Consider the following 20,932-nt stretch of genomic DNA (forward strand, 5'->3'; position numbering starts at 1 on the left):
TCAGCGCCCGACAGTCCCACGTTCGGTACGATTGGCGATGTTTTCACTCGGACATGGCGAAAGCCGGGAGTAAGGCCGCGTTCTCGCAGGGGCGCCAGGGTCGTTGCCCGTCCAAGAAGGTGACCTTACCCCCGGAATGTGACCTTACCCCCGGGCTTTCGTCACGCTCCCATCCCGCTCCCAAACCGCCGCCTATCGTGCTCTTTGTTTCAAAACGTTTAAATCATCGCAAGCCTCAAGATTCGCCCCGTATAATGGCGAAAGATGCAAATTCCCCGAAGGAGGTCCCACGAAGATGAGTTACGTCGATCGCGTCATCGAGCAGGTGAAGGCCAAGGATTCCGAGCAGCCGGAGTTCATCCAGGCCGTCACCGAGGTGCTGAAGTCCCTGGAGCCGGTCATCGAGTCCAACCCAGCCTACGAGAAGGCGGGGCTGCTCGAGCGCATCGTCGAGCCGGAGCGCGTCATCATGTTCCGCGTGCCGTGGGTCGACGACGAGGGCAACGTGCACGTGAACCGCGGCTACCGCGTGCAGTTCAACAGCTGCCTCGGGCCCTACAAGGGCGGCCTGCGCCTGCACCCGTCGGTGAACCTGGGCATCATCAAGTTCCTGGGCTTCGAGCAGATCTTCAAGAACAGCCTGACCACGCTGCCCATGGGCGGCGGCAAGGGCGGCTGCGACTTCGACCCGAAGGGCAAGTCCGACCTGGAGGTCATGCGCTTCTGCCAGAGCTTCATGACGGAACTCTACCGCCATATCGGCGCCGACACCGACGTGCCGGCCGGCGACATCGGCACGGGCGCCCGCGAGGTGGGCTTCATGTTCGGCCAGTACAAGCGCATCAAGAACGTGTGGGAGGGCGTGCTCACCGGCAAGGGCCTCGCCTACGGCGGCTCGCTCGCGCGCACCGAGGCCACGGGCTACGGCCTCATCTACTTCGTGCAGGAGTACCTGAACTGCCATGACGACTCCTTCGAGGGCAAGACCGTCGCCGTGTCCGGCTCCGGCAACGTGGCCATCTACGCCACGCAGAAGGCCCAGCAGCTGGGTGCTACGGTGGTCACGCTCTCCGACTCCACCGGCTGGATCCACGACCCGGCCGGCATCGACGTGGACCTGGTCAAGCAGATCAAGGAGGTCGAGCGCGGCCGTATCAGCGAGTACGCCAAGCGCAAGGCGGGCGTGGAGTACCACGACGGCCGCGGCGTATGGAGCGTGCCCGTGGACATCGCCCTGCCCTGCGCCACGCAGAACGAGCTCCTCATCGACGACGCGAAGCAGCTCGTGGCGAACGGCTGCAAGATCGTGGCCGAGGGCGCGAACATGCCCACCACGATGGATGCCACCGACTACCTCATGGAAAACGGCGTGGTGTTCTGCCCCGGCAAGGCGGCGAACGCCGGCGGCGTGGCCACCTCCGGCCTGGAGATGTCGCAGAACTCCGAGCGCCTCTCCTGGTCGTTCGAGGAAGTGGATGCCAAGCTGCAGGGCATCATGAAGAACATCTACCATGCGGCGGACGACGCGGCCAAGGAATACGGCCACGAGGGCAACTACGTCATGGGCGCGAACATCGCCGGCTTCAAGAAGCTCGCCGACGCCATGATGGCCCAGGGCATCGTGTAGCGCGAAGCGCGACGAAGCGAGCGCATCGAGCGGCCCCCGACGTTCGGCGGGGGCCGCTTCACGTTCTAGCCCCGGCGCCTGCGATTGGAGCCGAACCCCTCCGGCTTGTCGCGATCGAGCAGCGCGATCGTCCGCTCCAAGAGCGCCACGAGGTCGTCGCCGTCCTCCGGATAGCACACGGCCGCCGAACGGGCACGGCAGAACGCCTTGCGGTCGCCTGCGCGCGCCTTCCACATGAGGGCGAGCTCGAGCGAGCGCATCAGGTCCGCGAGCACATGCTTGCCCACCCGCCCGCGGATGGCGACGACGAAGGTCCCGCAGCCCACCCGCGCGCTCACCTGGTCGCCGTGCACCGCGGCACCAATTTCCTCGAGCACTTTGCCGAGATAGCCCTACCGCGCGTCCCAGCCCATGGCGAAGGACGTCTCCTCGAAGTCGTCCACCGTCACGCATATGAGCGTGAGCGGCGAGTCGGGGCCGAGCCTCTCCTTTCCCAGCGCCTCGACGAAGCCGCCGAAGTTGTACATGCCCGTCTCCTGATCGGTGCGCCTCGCCTGGTCGACGCGGCGGCTTGCCCGCCTCGCCCGCATGCCCATGAACAGGCAGCCGACCAAGAGGAGCGCGATCGCCGTTGCCACGGCCACGATGGCCGCCGTCCAAGGGCCCGGGACCCAGCCGTCGGCGGGCATGATGGATAGCGTCCATTCGGTGGGCATGTCAAAGGACGCCTTCGCCGCATGGGAGAAGTCGCGGCCCCCGTCCGAGACGGCGATGACGTCCTTGCGCCCGTCCTGGGGGCTGACCGCCCAAAGCTCGTAGAGGTAGCCGTCCTGCTCGAGCTGCGAAAGCCCAAGCTGCTCAATGACGTAATCCGCCTTGAGGGCCACCGCCACCTCGCCGTGGTACGCCCCGTCGACGTCGACGGGCTCCAGGAACACGAACGACTCCTCGCCGTTCGCCAGCGTAACCGGGCCCTCCACCACGAATCCGTCGATCCACTTCGCCAAGGTGAACACGTAGGTGAACTGGGTGAGGTCGCGCCCTGCCATGTCGCCGAAGTCGCTTTCCGGGAACGCGTAGCGCATCGTGTCGCCCACCACGTAGAGCACGCCGACCACCTCGTCGCGCTCGAGGAGCGCGCCTGCGGCGGCGGGGAGCCACGACTCGTCGTCGGGGTCGACCTCGAGGGCCGCCGTCAAATCGCCTGTCTCGCCCAGGCTTCCCTTCAGCTTCAGCTCGATGGTCTGCTGGAACGAGGCAAGCAGGCTGTCGGCATCGACCCGACGGATGTCCTTCACCTCGTTGTAGGCGGAAACGCCCAGCACGGCGCACAGCGCCACCGCCGCGAGGGAGAGCATCGCGAACCCGAAGCCCCCTCGCCACCCCGCGCGTCTCACGACAGCCCCTCGTCCTGGTAGAGGCAGTAGCCTTCCTTGCCGCGCTGCTTGACGAGGTACAGCGCCCGGTCTGCCTGCTCCAAGAGCTCGTCGGCGTCCGCCTGGCGGTCCCACACCGTCGCGCCCACGCTGCAGTGCACCTCGAACGATGATCCACCTGCCTGGATGCTCACGTGCAGGCGCCCGGTGAGCTCGTCGAGGACGCGACGCAGCTCGGCCTCGTCGTCGAAGTCGGTCATGAGCAAGGTGAACTCGTCTCCCCCGTAGCGCCCGACCAGCCCGTCGTAGCGGCGCTCGTACTCGCGCAGCAGAAAGCCCACGGTCTTGAGCGCCACGTCGCCGGTGGCATGTCCGAACGTGTCGTTGATGTTCTTGAAGTCGTCGAGGTCGATGAAGCAGAGCGCGTAGATGCCGTCGCCGGCGTTGTCCAGCGCGTTGGCGAGCCGGCTTGCGAACACCGAGCGCGTCACCGTACCGGTCAGTCCGTCGGAGAGCCCCGAGGAGGTGAGCTCGATGAGGTCGGCGAAGCCGCTTTCGGCGGGCCCGTCGGTGTACACCTTCTTCTGCAGCTCGGCAACCGACCTCTCCAAAAGGCGTGCCTCCTCCATCTGGCGCGCGAAGGGGCGGCGCATGAGCAGGAAGGCCGTGGCGATGACCGCCACCGCCACGATGGCCAGCGGGAAGACGGCGCGCATGACCTTGGCGTAGGCGTCCCAGAAGCTCGCCACGCCCACGATGTCCCACTCGGTGCCCACCACGGGATAGGCGGAGTAGTAGCGCACGTCGAGGCCGTCGACGGTCCAGAACGTCACCGGGTTCAGGGCCAAAAGCTCGCTTTGCACGATGTCGGCCGTCATGCCGAAGGCGATGGTGTCGCGGATGGGGTCGAGGAAGGGGTCATCGTACTCGTGTCCCGACGTGGCGGACATGACCTGGCCCTTGCCGCCCACGATGAGCGACTCCACGTACGAGCTCGCACGGCTCTCGTCAAGCATCTCCACCATCTCGTCGAAGTAGATGGACGCGAACAGCGAGCCTGTCATGGCGCCCCGCCCGTCACGCAGCGGCACGATCACCGTGTAGTTGAGCGTGGTGCCGTCGGCGCCCGCCACGAACCTGTCGGTGACGTAGCGCTCGCCGGTGGAGTACACGCGCTGCATGTGCGAGCGGCTGGCCAGGCTGGCGGGCCCCGTCGCGTCCCACACGTTGATGCCGGCATCCACGTAGCAGAGCAGGAAGAACCCGAAATGCTCGTTCACCTTGTCAACCAGGTCGACCTTCGTCATGACATCCACGTCAGGATCGTAGAGCGTCTCGCGCTCCGCAAGCGTCTCGAGCAGCTTGAACGTCTCGTCGATGCGCCCTTCCACGCGGGGAAGTGCCGACGCGATCGACACGTCCGCCTCGTGCCGCATGTCGGAGACTGCCATGAACGCGCCGAACACGAACACCACCAGGACGGAGGCGACGGCCAGCATGACGCCGTAGAGCGCCATCTGCTTGTACGAGAACCTGGAGGCCCCCTGCCCGTTGCGCGCTTCGCCTGCCATTACGTACAGCTCCTTCGCCTTTAGATCCACGGAGGCATTGTAACATGGCCCCATACCGCGGCCGCCCTTCAGCGGTCCTTACGAGGCCTGCAGCACCTTGGCGGACACGACGTTGCTGGGAGATATGAGGATGGCGCCCACCGAGCCGACGGCCGGGGCGTCCACGTAGAACGTGCCGTCGATGGTCTCGCCCATGACGAACAGGTCCTCGTCCTGGGTGGACACCACGATGTCGATGCCCGAGACGTCCTCGGCGTACTCCTTGTCGGGCGTGACGAGCACGATGAAGTCGACCTTGTGGCGCTTGAAGTAGGCGATCTGCTTCTCCAGTACGATGGTGGACGTGGGCTCGGCGATGCCGAACACGCCGAAGCGGTGCCCGCCCTTCTTCAGGATGACGCCCTCGCGGTACGCGTCGAGGTCGACCGTGTCGAGCGAGAACACCGTGGCGCCCTTCTCCTCGTAGCCTTCCTTGGCCTCCTGGGCGCTGAGCGTCTTCTTCTTCGGGCCGAGCAGGCTTCCCTCGCCCTCCGCCTCGGGGACGGGCGCGTTCCCGGCCGCGTCGGAGCTGTCCTTGCCGTCGGCCGCGCCGAAGGCGTCCGGCGAGCCAGTATCGGCCTCCCTGTCAGCGGCCGCACCGGTATCGACCCCTTTGTCGCCGGCCACGAGGTCGACCGCGTCCTTGCCGTCGACCGCGTCCTTGCCGTCGGCCGCGTCCCCGGCCGCGCCGTCCTTCGGTACGGCGGCGTCCGCATCCTTCCCAGCCGCCGGTTCTACGGCGGTCCCCGGGTACACGATGGCGGTGTAGCCGTCCATGCTGCCGAACGTGTCGTCCAGGTTCGACGCCGCCACGTTCCAGGAGTGGCCCGCCACCAGGTACCATCCCAAGCCGCACAGGCTGAGGACGATAAGGGCCAGGAACACGAAGAGCGCTATTTTCTCGCGAGATTTCACCGACATAATGCTCAGCATTATACCGTGCCGAACCGAAGCCGCCTCCCAGATGGGCAACCGACAGAATTTCGACAGCTACGCGCTCCCGCCGATGCGCGCGACGCAGGAAAAACCGCGGTGCGGCAGCCCGCCCGCCTACACCAGCTTCTCGTAGGCGATGCGCTCGGGCGTGCCCGCTTCGGCATGCGCGATGTAGATGACGCCGCATTCGGCGTAGCCGCTCTTCTCCAGCAAACGGCGCATGGGCAGGTTGCCAGGATGCGTGTCGATGCGCACGCTCTCGCATCCACGGTCGCGCGTCAGCTCCTCGGCGCAGGCCAGCAAGAGCGAGGCGGCGCCGCGTCCCTTGCACGATGCCGATACCGCCACGCGGTGCACCACGCCGTAGCACGCATCGTCCGAACGCGTGGCCGTGAGCCAGGAGCCTCGATCGATCAGGTCGTAGTCGCCCTCGCCCGAGAAGCCCACCATGGCCGTGGCCACGACGGTGCCCTCGTCGTCGACCACGACGTAGGACTCGCCGCGTGCACGGTCGATTTCGATAGCCTCGCGATGCGGGTACCCGCCCTGCCACTGGTCGATGCCGAGCTCGGCGAGCGCGCGCCGGCCTTCGGCGAGGATGTCCATGATGCGGTCGACGTCCGACGCGCGGGTTGAGCGGAATTGCACGGGGGTGTTCTCTTTCTTCTCAAAGGAGCCGTTCGAAACAGAGCGGCGATCGGATAGGCGCCGTAGGGGTACGGCGGCGCACGGTCAGGGGATTGCACGGCCGGCGGGGATGCCCGCCTTCACCACAGGCGCTCGAACGCGTCGCGGCGTCTCTCGCGGCCCAAGCGGTCGCGCAAGGCGATGGTGCCGCAGGACGAGAAGCCGTACTCCATGAGCAGCGCGCGCATGGGCCCGTTGCCCTCGTACACATCGCAGCGGAGGCTGCGCTTGCCGGCGGCCTTCGCAAGGCGCTCCGCCTCGCCCAGGATGAACATGCCCACGCCGCGGCGGCGCGCCTCCGATGCCACGCACACCCAGTGCAGGGCCGCATACGAGGCCTCGCCATCTGGCGGGTCGGGTGACTCGGTGAGCCAGTCCGCGCCCGAGGAGCGGCCGTAGGCCTCGTCTCCGCGCGGATCGACGGCGAACACGCCGATGATGCGCTCGCCGGCGGCCTCCTCCTCGCCGCTGCGCTCGGGCACCGTGACCACGTGGGCGGTGCCCCAGTCGATGGCCCGCATGACACGGCGCTCGGAGGGGTATTTCTTCGACCCCTTCTCCTCGATGCCCAAGGCGGCCAGCGCCTCGTGGCCGTCTTCCAGCACCTCCTGAAAGCGCACGAAGTCGTCATGCACCGCCGGGCGGGAGCGATAATAGCCCAGAAGCGACGCACGCCCCTCGAAGGGAGGCAGGTCATCGGGCGATCCGTCCAGGCCGCCCTCGCCCTTCGCGGGCGCCTCCTCGCGCTGCGTCACCAAGAGCACCATGACCACGATCATGGCGATGCCCGCCACGTCGACCGGCGTGACGGGCGTGCCCAGCCACACGGCCGAGATGACCGTTGCCGACACGGGCTCGACGCAGCCCACGAGACCGGCGCGCACCGGGCCGGCATCGGTGATGCCCTGCAGGTAGAACAGGTACGCGGCGAACGTGCCGATGATCACCATGGCGCCCATGACGCCCACGAGCTCCGGCGTGATGCCCACGGGGATGCTCCATGGCTGCACGAACACGGTGGCCACCGTGCCCCCCAGGAGCATGGCCAGGCCCGTGACGATGAAGCTTCCCCACTTCGCCAGCACCTTGCCGGGAAGCAGCGTGTAGGCCGCCAGCGCGAACGCCGACACGACGCCCCACATGAGGCCCTCGGCCGGTATGGCGAGCGCGCCGATGTTGCCCTTCGTGGCGATGAGGAACGTGCCGCCCAAGGCGAACACGAGGCCGAACAGCTCGCGCGGCTTCGGCCAGCGCCGCACGCGCACGCACACGATGAGCATGATGACCACGAGGCCCAGGCGCTCCAGAACGGTGCCCGTGCCCGCGTTCGTGTAGGAGATGGCCGACAGGTAGCTCATCTGGGTGAGCAGCACGCCGAACATCGAGAAGGCCGCGATGCGCAGCAGCGAGCGCTTGTCGCGCAGCACGGCGCGCAGGCTGCGCCAGTTCTTGAACAGGCACGCCACGAGGAAGATGAGGGCCCCCAGCAGCAGGCGCACGCAGGTGATCCACGCCACCGGCACCCCGAGCTCGCTCGTCATGAGCTGGGCGCAGGTTCCCGAGAACCCCCAGCAGATGCCGCCGAGCGCCGCGAACGCGATGCCGCGTGCCACATGGCTTTTCCTGGGCGCCGCCTGCGCGATCGCCGCCTGACCGGCCATGGCCCTCCCCCTCTCCTTGTCTCGCGGGGCCGAGCCCCCTAGAATCCATCAGCGCATTGTCCCACGGAAGCCCACCACGGTAAAGAGGTTTGGCGAGCCTTTTACGTCGTTTTTGATCATGCGCCCAAAACCGGGCGCAGGCGGCCGCTGCCTACAGGAGGCGCTCGTAGGCCACCCGGGTTTTCCGACGGCCGAACACATCCTTCATGGAGAGGATGCCGCAGCGCGCGTAGCCGTGCTTCTCCAAGAGCTTCTGGATGGGCACGTTCTGCTCGTACACGTCGGCGCGGATGCTCCGGCGCCCGCCGGCGCGCGCGATGCGGCCCGCCGTCTCCAAGATGAACTGCCCCACGCCGCGCCGCCGCGCTGCAGGCGCCACCGAAACCCAATGCAGCTCGGCGTAGGGTTGGGGCTGCGCGTCCGTGTCGGTGAGCCAGGCGCCCTCGATGCCGGCCGCGTAGTTCTTGTCAGGCGAGAACGACACGGCGAACACGGCTATCATGCGCCCGTGCGCGTCCTCCACCACGTGGGTCGTGCCGTTCTTTATGCTGTGCATGAGGCGGCGCGCCGAGGGGTACTTCTTGCGCCCCTCGTCGATGCCGAGCGCGGCGAACGTCTCGTGCCCGGCGTCGAGCAGGGCCGACACGCGGTCGAAGTCCTCGCGCACGGCAGGGCGGCTCGTGTAGTAGCCCAGCACCGAGGCGCGTCCAGCGAACAGCGGCGGATCGTCGTAGGCGGCCGCTCCGGCGGCGGCCGGCTCCGCAGATCCGCCTGCGACCTGCGGCTTCTTCTCCCGCTCGGTCACGAGGAAGATCATGGCCACAATGAGGCCGCAGCCTGCCAGGTCCCACACCGACACGGGCGTGTGCAGCCAGAACAGGGCCAGCACCATGGCCGATACCGGCTCGACGCAGCACAGCAGGCTCGCCTTCACGGGGCCGGCGTCGGCCACGCCCTGCAGGTACAGCATGTAGGCGCCGAGCGTGCCCACGAGCACGATGGCCACGAGCGCCGCCAGCGCGCCGCCGGTGAGCTGCACCGGGACGGCCCACGGCTGCACCACGGCCGACGCCGCCGTGCCACCGAACAGCATGGCCAGCCCCGTGACCAGCATGGCTCCCCATTTCTTCAGCACGTGCACGGGCATGAGCGTGTAGAAGGCCAGCGCCACGGCCGAGACGAGGCCCCAGCCCAGCCCCTCGGGCGGGATGGCCAGCTGGTCGACCTCGCCCTGCGTGGCGATGAGCAGCATGCCGCCCAGCGCGCACGCCAGCCCCAGCGCCTCGCGCACGCGCGGCAGGCGCCGGGCGCGCACGCACACGTAGAGCATGATGAGCACGAGGCCGATCTGCTCGATGGCGGTGCCCACGCCGGCGCTCGTGTACCTGATGGCGTTCAGGTAGCTCATCTGGGTGAGCAGCACGCCGAAGACGGCGAACAGCGCGATCTGCACGAGCGAGCGGCGGTCGCGGAACACGGCCACGAGGTCGCGCCAGTCGCGCACCGCGGTGAGGAACAGGAAGAACGCGGCGGCGATGACCATGCGCACGCAGGTGATCCACTCCGCCGGCGCGCCGTAGTCGTTCATGAGCAGCTGCGCGCAGGTGCCCGAGAAGCCCCAGCACACCCCGCCCGCCAGCGCGCACACGATGCCGCGCGCCATATGCCGGCTCCCCGCCGGAGCCGTACCCGCCTCTGCCACCTGCACCCGCTCCCCTCGCTGTCCGTTGGATTCCCGGCCGGAAAAGGCCGCAGCGCATTGTCGCACGAGCACGCGGGCAGGTAAAGGAGGCATTCGGTAAGATTCTCGCAAAGCGGGAACCGGGGCGTGACGGGGGGACGGGGATAATGTCACGCTCCTCGATGCGATAGGGGCTCGCAGTGCTTCCGAGAGCGTGACATTATCCCCGTCCCCCTGTCACGCCCGCCTCGTCGACCTACAGGCGGCCGTCCTCCAGCATGCGCTTCACGAACTGGCCGGTGTAGCTGCCCTCGACCTGGGCCACTTCCTCGGGGGTGCCCTGGGCCACGATGGTGCCGCCGCGGTCGCCGCCCTCGGGGCCGAGGTCGATGATGCGGTCGGCGCACTTGATGACGTCCAGGTTGTGCTCGATGACGAGCACCGTGTTACCAGCATCCACGAGGCGCTCGAGCACTTCCAAAAGCTGCCGCACGTCCTCGAAGTGAAGGCCGGTGGTGGGCTCGTCCAGGATGTAGAACGTCTTGCCGGTCTGGCGGCGCTGCAGCTCGCTCGACAGCTTCACGCGCTGCGCCTCGCCGCCCGAGAGCGTGGTGGCGGGCTGCCCCAGGCGGATGTAGCCGAGCCCCACGTCGTGCAGCGTCTGCAGCTTGCGCTTGATGCCGGGGATGTTCTCGAAGAACGCCAGCGCGTCGTCCACCGTCATGTCCAGCACCTCGGCGATGTTCTTGCCGCGGTACGTCACCTGCAGCGTCTCGCGGTTGTAGCGTGCGCCGCCGCACACCTCGCAGGGCACGTAGATGTCGGGCAGGAAGTGCATCTCTATCTTGATCTGGCCGTCGCCCTTGCAGGCCTCGCAACGGCCGCCGTTCACGTTGAAGGAGAAGCGCCCCGGCCCGTAGCCGCGCGCCTTCGACTCCTGCGTGCTGGCGAACAGCGCCCGGATGTCGTCCCAGAGGCCGATGTAGGTGGCGGGGTTCGAGCGCGGCGTGCGCCCGATGGGGCTCTGGTCGATGTTGATCACCTTGTCGATCTTGTCCAGGCCGGTGATCTTCTTGTACGTGCCGGAGCGGCGGTGCGCATGGTTCACGCGGTTCGCGAGGGCCGGCGCCAGCGTGTCGGTGACGAGCGAGCTCTTGCCGCTTCCCGACACGCCCGTGACCACGGTGAGCGTGCCGAAGGGAACCTCCAGCGTCACGTTCTTCAGGTTGTTCTCCGCGGCGCCCGTGAGCTTGAGCGACCCGCGCCGCGGCTTGCGGCGCTTCTCCGGCACCGGGATGGTGCGGCGGCCCGAAAGGTAGTCCGCCGTGAGCGAGCCCTCGAACCTCACGATCTCGTCGGGCTTGCCGGCCGCCACCACCTGGCCGCCGTGCTCGCCCGCGCCCGGCCCCATGTCGATGACGTAGTCGGCGCTGCGGATGGTGTCCTCGTCGTGCTCGACCACGATGACGGTGTTGCCCAAATCGCGCAGGCGCTCGAGCGTGGAGATGAGCCGCTCGTTGTCGCGCTGGTGCAGGCCGATGGACGGCTCGTCCAGAATGTAGAGCACGCCCATGAGGCCCGCGCCGATCTGCGTGGCCAGGCGGATGCGCTGCGCCTCGCCGCCCGAGAGCGTGGCCGTGGCCCGTTCGAGCGTGAGGTAGTCCAGGCCCACGTCCACCAGGAAGCGCAGGCGCGCCTTGATCTCCTTCACGATGGGGCCGGCGATGTGCTCCTCCGCACCATGGAAGGCCAGGCCCTCGAAGTAGTCGAGCGAGTCGGCCGCGCTCATCTCGGTCACGTCGTGGATGGACTTGTCCCCCACCGTCACGGCCAGGATCTCGGGCTTCAGGCGCTTGCCGCCGCACGTCTGGCACGGCACGATGGCGAAGTACTCCGACAGCTTCTCGCGCTGGTTGTCTGACTGGGCCTCCTGGTAGCGGCGCTGCACCGCGGCGAGCGCGCCCTCCCACTCGATGTACCAGTACGTCTCGCGGCCGTCCACGGTCACGTAGTCCACGCGCACCTTCTGGTCGCCCAAGCCGTAGAGCAGCGCGTCGGTCGCCTTCTTCGGCAGGTCCTCCCACGGCGTGTTCTCGTCGGTGCCCATATGATGGGCCACGGCGCGCAGCACCTGCGGGTAGTAGTTGCCCGTCTTGAACGGCGCGATGGCGCCCTCGGCCAGCGTGAGCGAGGGATCGGGCACCACGAGCGAGGGGTCCACCTCCTCGCGGCTGCCGATGCCCAGGCAGTCGGGGCAGGCGCCGTAGGGCGCGTTGAAGGAGAAGTCGCGCGGCTGCAGCTCGTCCATGGAGTGGCCGTGCTCGGGGCACGCGAGCGCGAGCGAGAAGATGTGCTCGCCCTCGCCCAGGCCGCCCTTCGCACCGGAGGACTGCCCGCCCGCCTCGCCGAGCGGCTGCCCGTCGTCGCCCAGCACCTGCACGAGCACGCGCCCGTCGGCCAGCTTCGTGGCCAGCTCCACCGCCTCGGCGATGCGGCTCGTGGCGCTCTCCTTCAGCTGCACGCGGTCCACCACCACGTCGACGAAGTGCTTGATCTTCTTGTTCAGCGTGAGCGGCTCGGCCTCCAGCTTCAGGATCTCGCCGTCGATGCGCACGCGGCTGAAGCCCTCCTTCTGCAGGTCGGCGAACAGCTTCGTGAACTCGCCCTTGCGGCCCGCCACCACCGGCGCCATGACGATGGCCTTCGCGCCCGGCGCCAGGGACAGTATCTCGTCGGTCACCTGGTCGGTGGTCTGCTTCCTGATGACGCGCCCGCACTCGGGGCAGTGCGGCACGCCCACGCGCGCGAACAGCAGGCGCAGGTAGTCGTAGATCTCGGTGGTGGTGCCCACCGTGGAGCGCGGGTTCTTGGACGTGGTCTTCTGGTCGATGGACACCGCCGGCGACAGGCCGTCGATGCTGTCCAGGTCCGGCTTGCTCATCTGCCCGAGGAACATGCGCGCGTAGCTGGAGAGGCTCTCCACGTAGCGGCGCTGACCCTCGGCGTACATCGTGTCGAACGCGAGCGACGACTTGCCCGAGCCCGAGAGGCCCGTGATGACCACGAGCTCGTCGCGCGGGATGATGAGGTCGATGTCCTTGAGGTTGTGCTCGCGGGCACCCTTGATGACGATGGCGTTCTGTCCCATGTGGCTTATCGCTCTTTCTCTTGCGCATCCGCAGCCGGCAGCCGGGCCCGGCGGCGCGCGTCGGGGGTTGCAAATTAGGCTACCGGAAAACTATCATTTCCGTGCAATCGTTCATTCTAGCGCAGCGCGCGGAAAGAGCCAGCGAAAACATACGTTCGTGTCCGAGCGTTCAAACGATGCGCACAATTCGTTCGCTTTCCGCCGTTGCGGCGCGCCGGGAGGGGTGGCGGCGGCACCTGCCCCTAGTCCAGCCGTGCGCGCTCCACCATCTCGTCGAAGGGCAGCGCCGGCGCATAGAGGTAGCCTTGGAACAGGGAGCAGCCGAGCATCTTCAGCACGTCGCGCTGCTCGGCCGTCTCCACGTACTCGGCGAGCACGGTGAAGCCCAAGTGCTCGGAGAGGTCGGCGATGGACGAGACGATCTCGGCGTAGCGCTCGTTCTCCATCACGCCCTTGGCGATGGTCCCGTCGAGCTTGACCACGGAGAACACGCTGGTTTCCAGGTACTGGAACGAGGTGCGCCCCATGGAGAAGTCGTCGATGGCGAGCCGCATGCCCGCGTCCGCCACGCGGCGCAGCAGGTCATGCGCGCCCGCGTCCCACAGCAGCGCCTCGCGCTCGGTGGCCTCCACCACCACGCGGCCGGCGTCGAGCCCGCGGGCGAGGAAGGCGTCGATGACGAAGCCGACGGCCTCCTCGTCCTGGAGCATCGTGGCCGTGGCGTTCACGCTCACGCTGAAGCCCGGGTCGAGCTCCCCCGCATGCGCGAGCGCCTCTGCGGCCTGCGCATCGGCGAGCGCCCGCTCGAACACGGCGCGCTCGAGCTCGCCGCCCGCGCCGGCCTCCTTTGCCAGCTCTATCACGAGCGGCGGGTAGAGCCAGCCGTACACGGGATGCTCCATGCGCAGGAGCGCCTCCGCGCCCACGGCGCGGCCGGCGACGTCGAACTGCGGCTGGTAGCGCAGCTCGAAGGCCCCCGCGCCCACGGCGGCCCGCACGTCCTCGGCGAGCGAGCGGGCCACCGCGCCCAGCGAGCCCGCGGCCGCCACGAGCTCCACCGAGCGCCCGGCGCGCTCGTCGTCCTGGAACGATGCGAGCAACGCTTCGTACTGCACCCGCGCGTGATCGTCGGCCAACCGCTCGTAGCGGCGCAAGAACGGCAGGTACAGCACCGTGCCGAGCGCGATGCACACGAGCTGCAGCACGGCTCCGGCGGGCGAGCCCGTAACCACGTAGCCGCCCACCAGGGGAGGCGTGGTCCACGACACGTCCACCACCACGGGCGGCACGAGGCCGACCGCCATGGCGCCGTACGCCACCACCATATTCACCAGGGGAACCACGATGAACGGCACGAACAGCGCCGGGTTCCACACCACCGGCAGCCCGAACAGCATGATCTCGGAGATGTTGAAGCACATGGGCACGGCTGCGAACGCCGAGAGGCGCCGCGCGCTCCTGCGGCGGCCGAACAGCAGGATAGCCGCGAGCAGCGACAGCAGCGCACCGGCACCGCCGATGGAGGCGAACACGTCCATGAACGTCTTCGTCACGATCTGCACGGGCTCGCCGCCTGCTGCGAGCGCCGCCGCGTTGGCGGCCGTGCCGGGCACGAACACGCTCTGCGCCACGCTGTCGAGCATGTTGCCGCCATGGATGCCGAAGAACCACATGACGTTGTTCAGGAGCAGGTACAGAAGCCCGCTGCCCAGCGTGGCCGTGGCCAGCGGGAAGAGCGCGCTCACGCCGTCGAAGAACAGCTGCTCGATGCAGCTCGAGGCCGTGAGGGCCGCCACGGCGGCATTGAGCGCCGCGAACAGCGCGATGACCGCCGCGATGGGCAGAAGCCCCGACACGGCCTGGTTGAACACGTTGTCAAGGGTGTCGCCGTACAACGCGGGAGCACGGCGCAGCCGCACGAGCCTGCAGTACAGCACGGATGACGCCAACCCGCACACGATGGCGATGAACAGCGAGCGCGTGCTGAGCACCACGAGGTCGAAGCCCTCCGCGCCGAAGCCCACCGACATGAGGTAGGCCGCAAGGGCGGCGAAAGGCGCGCCTTGGATGAAGAACGCACCGTGCCGCTCGGCGCAGGCGTTCGCGTAGCGCAGCGCCACGGCCACCGCCACGTAGAGCGAGAAGATGCCCATGGTGGCGTTGTACACGAAGTTGAGCAGGCCCTCGATGTGCGGCGCGCCGGCAAGGGCGTCCTGGTAGGGTTCGAGCGGCAGGTTGAGGAAGATGAGGCAGAACGACCCCACCAGCAGGACGGGGATGGTGAGGATGAGCCCTTGGCGGATGGCTTGGAACGCCATGACCTCCTCCAAGCGCGCGAACAGCGCGTCAACCTTGTCGAGCATGCCCGCCCTTCCGTCTCGTTCGTCGGCGCTAAGCCGCTTCGAGCATTGTACCCCGAACGGAACGGGCATGGTATGCGGGAGAGAACGTTTGGGAAACGGATGCGGGAGCCGGCCGTCAGCGCCCTTCGGGACTGGGCGAGGAGCTGCAGAAGTTCATGGCAACGCCCACGACGTTCGCGCCGGCCTGCTCGAGTTGGGCGCATGCCCGAGCCACGCCCTCACCGCGTACGTAGCCCTCGCGAACGACCAGCACCGTTGCATCCGCCTGCGATGCGACCACGGCCGCATCGACGAACGCGCCGACCGGCGGCGTGTCGACCACCACATAGTCGAACGTGCGCGCCAGCGTGTCGAACAGCGCACGGAAACGCGCCGAATCCAACAGGTCCGCAGGACTGGGCAGGTCGGGCTCGGCATCGAGCAGAAACAGGTTCTCTCCGCCGGCGGGCGACACCGCCCGGCGCAACGCGGCGTCACCCACGGCCACAGCCCCCCAGCCGATATCAGGGCGCACGCCTGCCATGCGTGCGAGCGAGCGGCGGCGCAGATCGCATTCCAGCAAGAGCGTTCGCTTGCCCGACGCCGCCATGGCGCGCGCGAGGGCGAGCGCTATCGTGGACTTCCCCTCTTCGGGCACGGTGCTGGTGACGACGACCGTGCACAGCGGGTCGTCCACTCCCATGAATCCGATGTTCGCGTAGAGCGTGCTCACCGCGTTTGCGAATGCCGCGTCCTTGCCGCACTGCCGCCCCCGTCCGAGCTTTCCGACCACCTGTCCCCCTTCATCCCGCAGACGCCCCCGCGCCGCCCGCGCGACGCATCGGCGACCGGGCAGGCAGTGCGGGCGAACGTGCGGCAACCGTTCGTGCACATCGTCTTGACGGCTTCATATATGAAGCCGTCAAGACGATTATACCGAATACCCTGAGAAAATGAATCCGGAACAAAAAAGATTGCGCCTCGGCGCTGCCATCAGAGACCGCCGAGAAGCCCAGGGCCTGTCACAGCACAAACTGGCCCTCATGGTGGGCAGCAGCAAATCGCATATCTGGAGGATAGAGTCAGGCCGCGTCAGCGTGGGGTTGGACGACCTTGGGCGGATCGCCGACGCCCTCGATATCGAGGTGCGGCAGCTGTTCACGTTCTGATCCGCCGCGCGCGGGCGCTCAGCGGCCCAGCAGGTGCCTCACGGCCGCCACCGGGTGCCTTCCCAGCATGCGCGGGCCTGCGTAGCGCATGACGGCGCGGATCTCCTCGCGCTTCTCGGGAGCGTAGCAGTGGTTGCCGCACTCCTCGCACGACGTCTTCACGTCCATCTTGCGGCAGCACTCGGTGCGCAGCACCGCGTAGGCATCGATGGCCGCGCACGCCGGGCATACGGGCTCGCCGCAGTGCGCGCGCCCGGTGCGGTCGGCGGGCGCATGGTTGCCGGCGCAGTACAGCGCCACCATCTGCGAGATGGTGCGCTTCTCGCGCTCGCGGCGCTTGGCGGTTTTCGGCGAGTCTTCCATGGAGAGCATCCTAGCAGAACCGCCGCCGCCCGGCGAGGGGGATTATCCCTCGCCGCGGCGGATGGCCCCCCTTCCCTACCCCACGAGCTTCTTGCCGAGCGCGGCGCGGATGATGCCCTTGCTGGCGAAGTACGTGACCAGCAGGTAGGCGCCGTACACCACGGCCACGAGGGCGCCGGTCATGAGGGCCGGCTCGAGCACCGACACGCCCAGCTGCGAGATGACCGAGTCGCTGATGACGCCCACGGCGCACACGGTATGGCACACGGCCACCGCCAACGGCACGAGGAAGTACACGAGCACCTGGGCGCGCAGCGACCGGAAGATCATGCGGCGGTCGCAGCCGATCTCGGCGAGCACCTGGTAGCGCGCGAGCGAATCGCTGGCCTCGGACAGCTGCTGGATGGCAAGCACCGCCGCCGTGGCGATGAGGAACACGAAGCCGATGTAGAGCGCCAGGTACGAGATCATGAGGTTCATGCCGCTCGACTGGACGAGCACCTCCTCGGCCGTGAAGGACAGCGTCACGGGCCAGGGCTTCGGGCTGAACGTCCAGCCGGACGCCGCCACCTCAGGGTTCGCGGGCGATGCCTCGGCGAGCATCTGCCCGAGCAGCTTGTCGCCCTCGACGCGGCCCGTCTTGTACATGAGGTTGAGGATGCTCTGCTCGGGAACCGCCCCCTGGGCGCGCAGGGCGTCGATCACCGAATCGGGCACGATGAGCTCCGCCCCGCTCGCGGCGAACGTGGTGTCCTCGAGCGGCTGGCTGCGCAGCTCTCCCACCGATTCGAGCACGCGCCCGCCTACGGTGACCGTCTCGCCCTTGCGGGCGAGCGCCTCCGAAAGCGCCTTCATGGCGTCGAGCGTGTTGTTCACGGCGTAGCCGCCCTCGCCCACCTCCACCGTGGGCCGGCCGACGAGCTCGGCCAGCGCGTTGAACTGCGAGACGCCGATGAGCGTGACGCCCTGGTTGTGCAGCGCCTCGTTCTGCTTCTCGTTGCCCGTGTCGTGCCCGTAGCGGTCCATGAGCTCGCCGTACGTCACGTCGGTGCTCTTGAACGCGTCCAGCTGCGCGGATTTCCCCACCAGCTCGCCCCAGACCGGCGAGGCGTCCGCCAGCTTCGCGGCGATGTCCCAGCCGTAGGCCTCCGCGTCGGCCTCGACGGCCGCGGCCTTCTCGTCGGCGACCCGCTGGTACTCGCGGTCCTCCTCGCTCATGGCCGCGAGCTTCTCGGGATCGTGCGTGCCGCCCGCGTTCAGGTACACGTTCGCCGTGAGCGTGGCGTCGTACACGGTGCCATCCTCTATGTTGCCGGTGAACGCGCGCGCCAGGCCCATGCCCGTGGAGAACACCGTGAGCGAGAAGAACAGCATGATGCACACCACCGAAAGCGACACGAACGCCGTGTTCACCTTGCTGGCAATCTGGCGCGTCGTGAACATCGTGAGGCCGCGGAAGTACACGCCGCGCGTGCGCTCGATCACCGCGATGGCGAAGCCCGCGAGCGACCAGAACAGAAGGAACGTGCCCAGCACCATGAGCGCCGTGGCCCGCCAGAACCCGTCGTCGAAGTACACCAGGCCGTTGTCCATGAGCGTGAGGTACGCCCAGGCGAGGATGCCGACGGCCGCAACGAACGCCACGAGGCTGATCCACGGGTTGCGCACGCGGAAGCGCGCGTTCCTCGAGCGGGCGGACAGGAGGTCGATGAGCTTGTAGCGCCGGATGGACAGCGTGTTGAACAGCCCTGTCACGACGAAGATGAGCACGAAGCACATCAGCGTGAGCATGAAGGCGTCGAGGGAGAAGACGAAGCGGTACTGGGTCATCTGGATGTTGAACAGGCCGGCCGTGACGAACGACAGCCCCTGCGACAGCGCGAAGCCCAAGGCGAGGCCCACCACGAGCGACACGAGGCCCACCGCCGCCGTCTCCATGAGCACGATGGCCGACACGCTGCGGGGGTTCATGCCCAGCATGAGGTACGTTCCGAACTCCTGCTTGCGCCGCCTGATAAGGAAGCCGTTGGCATAGAGCACGAGGAACCCGAGCACGCAGGCGATGAGCACGCTGAACATGCCCAGGAACTGCCCCGTCATGTCGAAGACGCTGGCCGAGGCCGTGTCCTCGAGGTCGAACAGGATCGACTGGCTCGACACCGAGTTGAACGCGTAGAACACCGCCACGCCGAACACGAGCGTGACGAAGTACACGCCGTAGTCCTTGACCGAGCGGCGGATGTTGCGGAAGGCGAGTTTAGCGAGCATCGCGCACGTCACCGCCCAGGAACGTGACCACTTCCATGATCCGGTTGAAGAAGTCCTTGCGCGAGGTGTCGCCCTTGCGTATCTCGTTGAACACGGCGCCGTCCTTGACGAACAGGATGCGGCTCGCGAACGAGGCGGCGTAGGAATCGTGCGTGACCATCATGATGGTGGCGCCGAGCGAGGAGTTCATCATCTCGAGCGTCTCCAGCATGACGGTGGCGCTGCGCGAGTCGAGCGCGCCCGTGGGCTCGTCGGCCAGCACGAGCTTCGGATCGGCCACCATGGCGCGGGCCGCGGCGATGCGCTGCTTCTGGCCGCCCGACATCTGGTAGGGGTACTTCCCCAGCACCTCGGACACGCCGAGCGTGGCCGCGATGGCGTCCACCTTCGGCTTCACCCGGCCGGCGGGCTCGCCCTTCACCGTGAGCGCCAGCGCGATGTTCTCGAAGCCGGTGAGCGTGTCCAGCAGGTTGGAGTCCTGGAAGATGAAGCCCAGGTCGTCGCGGCGGAACTTCGCAAGCGCGCGGGAGCGCAGGCCCGTCACGTCGCGCCCGTCGACGAGGATGTGCCCGCTCGTCACCGTGTCGATGGTGGCCACGCAGTTCAGGAGCGTGGTCTTGCCGGAGCCGGACGGCCCCATGATGCCCACGAACTCGCCCGGCATCACGTCGAAGCTGATGTCGCGCACCGCCTTGGTGACGGAGTCCTTGTTCCCGTACACCTTCTCTATCTGGCGAACCGACAGGATGGGCCGGGAGCCGGACGCATAGGCGGCCGGCGCCTGCTGCGCGCAAGCCGCTTCCGGGGTCGCGTAAACTTCGGTCATGGCAAATCTCCTTCTCTCGGGGTCTGCCAAGATACTACGTCCGCCGTGCCGCGCCCGCCATCGAAGAGGCTTACCGCAACCTTACGAATTTGCAAGGGAGAGGCGCCCGTCGGTGTGACAAAGGGACGGGGATAATGTCACATTCCCCGTGCGCCTAACGAGCTTGGTAGACATCAGGGAATGTGACATTATCCCCGTCCCTTTGTCACACCTGGTCGTCCATGCGCCTGCGGTCGTGGGGGAACGCGAGCATGACGCGGGTGCCGGTGCCCTCCTCGGAGGCCAGGCCCACGCCGAGGCCCATCTTCTCGCAGAGCGTGGCCACCAGGTACAGGCCCATGCCGGTGGCCGAGCCCTGGGCGCGGCCGTTCTTGCCGGTGAAGCCGCGGTCGAACACGCGCGGCACGTCGGCGGCGGGGATGCCCGGGCCGTCATCGGCGATCTCCAGCACGGTGCGCGCCGCGCTCGTGCCCGCACCCTCCTCGCGCACGGTGAAGCGCACGGACGTTGCACCGTACTTCGCCGCGTTCACCAAAACCTGCCCCAGCGCGAAGGAGAGCCAGGAGGCGTCGGCGAACACGGTCACGCCGTCCCCCACCTCGATGGACGGGGTGGTGCCGCGCTCGATGAGGTAGCGGGCGTTCTTCTTGCAGGCCGTGCGCACGGCGTCGGCCAGCGACAGCTCGCGTATGGCGTAGTCGCGCGCGAGCGAGGTGGAGCGCGCGTAGTAGAGCGCCTGCTCCACGTAGGACTCGATGCGGTCCAGCTCCGCCTTCAGCTTCGAGGCGACGCCCCCGTGCAGGTCGGCCGTCATGAGGTGGGCGGCGGCGATGGGCGTCTTGATCTCGTGTATCCACAGCTCGATGTAGTCGCGGTACGATTCGGCCTGCCGCCGGTGGAACGCCACGTCGTCGGCCGCGGCCTTCCCCACTGCCTCGAGCGCCTCGTGGGCCAGGCGCCCCTCCAGGAAGCCGGGCTCCTCCACGAGCTCCGAGGCGAAGTAGGTGCGGTCGAGGTCCTCCACGATGCGCGCGAGCTCAGTGTAGAAGCGGCGCCTGCGCACGTAGCCCAAGCCGAGCACCACCGCGCCGCACAGCGCCACGAAGCACGGCACGAGCACCGTGGCGTCCACGCCCACGCCGAGCACGGCCAGCATGCCGGCCACGCCCAGGCAGCACAGCACGCCCACGCCGATGGCCGCGAGGTTGTCGCGCAGGTAGGCGGACAGGCTCATGGCC

16 protein-coding genes are annotated in these 20,932 nt (G+C 67.9%); 2 read left to right on the top strand and 14 right to left on the bottom strand.

Annotation, left to right across the window (positions count from 1 at the left end; translation table 11 throughout):
* Positions 1 to 295 precede the first annotated feature (295 nt).
* The gene (gdhA, locus tag C1877_RS11735) at positions 296 to 1,627 is read left to right on the top strand and encodes an NADP-specific glutamate dehydrogenase (protein WP_015538838.1); all 1,332 of its coding nucleotides are present in this window, start codon (positions 296 to 298) and stop codon (positions 1,625 to 1,627) included.
* A 65-nt stretch (positions 1,628 to 1,692) separates the two neighbouring features.
* Here gdhA and C1877_RS15780 read toward each other — a convergent pair whose 3' ends face one another.
* From C1877_RS15780 to C1877_RS11780, 10 genes are all read right to left on the bottom strand, one after another.
* Entirely contained in the window at positions 1,693 to 1,980 is a 288-nt protein-coding gene (locus tag C1877_RS15780) for a hypothetical protein (RefSeq protein WP_083808867.1), read from the bottom strand.
* Positions 1,981 to 2,019: 39 nt separating this feature from the next.
* Positions 2,020 to 3,024, bottom strand: coding sequence for a GGDEF domain-containing protein (locus C1877_RS11740; RefSeq protein ID WP_231847548.1), 1,005 nt, complete (start codon positions 3,022 to 3,024; stop codon positions 2,020 to 2,022).
* Positions 3,021 to 4,574, bottom strand: coding sequence for a GGDEF domain-containing protein (locus tag C1877_RS11745; protein ID WP_114569246.1), 1,554 nt, complete (start codon positions 4,572 to 4,574; stop codon positions 3,021 to 3,023). Before C1877_RS11745 ends, C1877_RS11740 begins: the two co-directional genes overlap by 4 nt.
* Before the next feature lie 78 nt (positions 4,575 to 4,652).
* The gene (locus C1877_RS11750) at positions 4,653 to 5,534 is read right to left on the bottom strand and encodes an alcohol dehydrogenase (protein WP_114569313.1); all 882 of its coding nucleotides are present in this window, start codon (positions 5,532 to 5,534) and stop codon (positions 4,653 to 4,655) included.
* Positions 5,535 to 5,663: 129 nt separating this feature from the next.
* A complete protein-coding gene (locus tag C1877_RS11755; RefSeq protein ID WP_041238839.1) occupies positions 5,664 to 6,197 on the bottom strand; it encodes a GNAT family N-acetyltransferase in 534 nt (177 codons plus the stop codon).
* A 119-nt stretch (positions 6,198 to 6,316) separates the two neighbouring features.
* A complete protein-coding gene (locus C1877_RS11760; RefSeq protein ID WP_015538842.1) occupies positions 6,317 to 7,897 on the bottom strand; it encodes a GNAT family N-acetyltransferase in 1,581 nt (526 codons plus the stop codon).
* Between the two features lie 151 nt (positions 7,898 to 8,048).
* Positions 8,049 to 9,560: a GNAT family N-acetyltransferase gene (locus tag C1877_RS11765; protein WP_114569247.1), complete on the bottom strand. Its 1,512-nt coding sequence runs from the start codon at positions 9,558 to 9,560 to the stop codon at positions 8,049 to 8,051.
* A gap of 274 nt (positions 9,561 to 9,834) precedes the next feature.
* Entirely contained in the window at positions 9,835 to 12,726 is a 2,892-nt protein-coding gene (uvrA, locus tag C1877_RS11770; RefSeq protein ID WP_114569248.1) for an excinuclease ABC subunit UvrA, read from the bottom strand.
* A gap of 242 nt (positions 12,727 to 12,968) precedes the next feature.
* The gene (locus C1877_RS11775) at positions 12,969 to 15,089 is read right to left on the bottom strand and encodes a PTS sugar transporter subunit IIC/EAL domain-containing protein (protein WP_181813843.1); all 2,121 of its coding nucleotides are present in this window, start codon (positions 15,087 to 15,089) and stop codon (positions 12,969 to 12,971) included.
* 115 nt (positions 15,090 to 15,204) lie between these two features.
* Positions 15,205 to 15,861, bottom strand: a complete 657-nt coding sequence (locus C1877_RS11780) for a CpsD/CapB family tyrosine-protein kinase (RefSeq protein ID WP_049783985.1) — start codon at positions 15,859 to 15,861, stop codon at positions 15,205 to 15,207.
* A gap of 160 nt (positions 15,862 to 16,021) precedes the next feature.
* Between C1877_RS11780 and C1877_RS11790 the strand changes: the two genes are divergently transcribed.
* Positions 16,022 to 16,237 carry a helix-turn-helix domain-containing protein gene (locus tag C1877_RS11790; protein WP_015538844.1) on the top strand — a complete coding sequence of 72 codons (216 nt, stop codon included), beginning with the start codon at positions 16,022 to 16,024 and terminating at the stop codon, positions 16,235 to 16,237.
* Between the two features lie 18 nt (positions 16,238 to 16,255).
* Here C1877_RS11790 and C1877_RS11795 read toward each other — a convergent pair whose 3' ends face one another.
* The 4 genes from C1877_RS11795 to C1877_RS11810 form a co-directional block, all read right to left on the bottom strand.
* Positions 16,256 to 16,600: a nitrous oxide-stimulated promoter family protein gene (locus C1877_RS11795; RefSeq protein WP_181813844.1), complete on the bottom strand. Its 345-nt coding sequence runs from the start codon at positions 16,598 to 16,600 to the stop codon at positions 16,256 to 16,258.
* Between the two features lie 75 nt (positions 16,601 to 16,675).
* Positions 16,676 to 18,868 carry an FtsX-like permease family protein gene (locus C1877_RS11800; RefSeq protein WP_015538845.1) on the bottom strand — a complete coding sequence of 731 codons (2,193 nt, stop codon included), beginning with the start codon at positions 18,866 to 18,868 and terminating at the stop codon, positions 16,676 to 16,678.
* Entirely contained in the window at positions 18,858 to 19,694 is an 837-nt protein-coding gene (locus C1877_RS11805; RefSeq protein ID WP_114569253.1) for an ABC transporter ATP-binding protein, read from the bottom strand. The genes C1877_RS11800 and C1877_RS11805 overlap by 11 nt, the downstream gene beginning before the upstream one ends.
* 205 nt (positions 19,695 to 19,899) lie before the next feature.
* Positions 19,900 to 20,928, bottom strand: a complete 1,029-nt coding sequence (locus C1877_RS11810; RefSeq protein WP_114569254.1) for a sensor histidine kinase — start codon at positions 20,926 to 20,928, stop codon at positions 19,900 to 19,902.
* Positions 20,929 to 20,932: the final 4 nt, after the last annotated feature.

The organism is Gordonibacter pamelaeae, from assembly GCF_003340385.1.
Classification (GTDB): Bacteria; Actinomycetota; Coriobacteriia; order Coriobacteriales; family Eggerthellaceae; genus Gordonibacter; species Gordonibacter pamelaeae.

Excerpts from the sequence above, each read along its gene's own strand:
- gdhA (WP_015538838.1), top strand. The coding sequence starts at position 296 with ATGAGTTACGTCGATCGCGTCATCGAGCAGGTGAAGGCCAAGGATTCC.
- C1877_RS11745 (WP_114569246.1), bottom strand. The coding sequence starts at position 4,574 with ATGGCAGGCGAAGCGCGCAACGGGCAGGGGGCCTCCAGGTTCTCGTAC.
- C1877_RS11750 (WP_114569313.1), bottom strand. The coding sequence starts at position 5,534 with ATGTCGGTGAAATCTCGCGAGAAAATAGCGCTCTTCGTGTTCCTGGCC.
- C1877_RS11760 (WP_015538842.1), bottom strand. The coding sequence starts at position 7,897 with ATGGCCGGTCAGGCGGCGATCGCGCAGGCGGCGCCCAGGAAAAGCCAT.
- C1877_RS11765 (WP_114569247.1), bottom strand. The coding sequence starts at position 9,560 with ATGGCGCGCGGCATCGTGTGCGCGCTGGCGGGCGGGGTGTGCTGGGGC.
- uvrA (WP_114569248.1), bottom strand. The coding sequence starts at position 12,726 with ATGGGACAGAACGCCATCGTCATCAAGGGTGCCCGCGAGCACAACCTC.
- C1877_RS11775 (WP_181813843.1), bottom strand. The coding sequence starts at position 15,089 with ATGCTCGACAAGGTTGACGCGCTGTTCGCGCGCTTGGAGGAGGTCATG.
- C1877_RS11790 (WP_015538844.1), top strand. The coding sequence starts at position 16,022 with ATGAATCCGGAACAAAAAAGATTGCGCCTCGGCGCTGCCATCAGAGAC.
- C1877_RS11795 (WP_181813844.1), bottom strand. The coding sequence starts at position 16,600 with ATGGAAGACTCGCCGAAAACCGCCAAGCGCCGCGAGCGCGAGAAGCGC.
- C1877_RS11800 (WP_015538845.1), bottom strand. The coding sequence starts at position 18,868 with ATGCTCGCTAAACTCGCCTTCCGCAACATCCGCCGCTCGGTCAAGGAC.
- C1877_RS11805 (WP_114569253.1), bottom strand. The coding sequence starts at position 19,694 with ATGACCGAAGTTTACGCGACCCCGGAAGCGGCTTGCGCGCAGCAGGCG.
- C1877_RS11810 (WP_114569254.1), bottom strand. The coding sequence starts at position 20,928 with ATGAGCCTGTCCGCCTACCTGCGCGACAACCTCGCGGCCATCGGCGTG.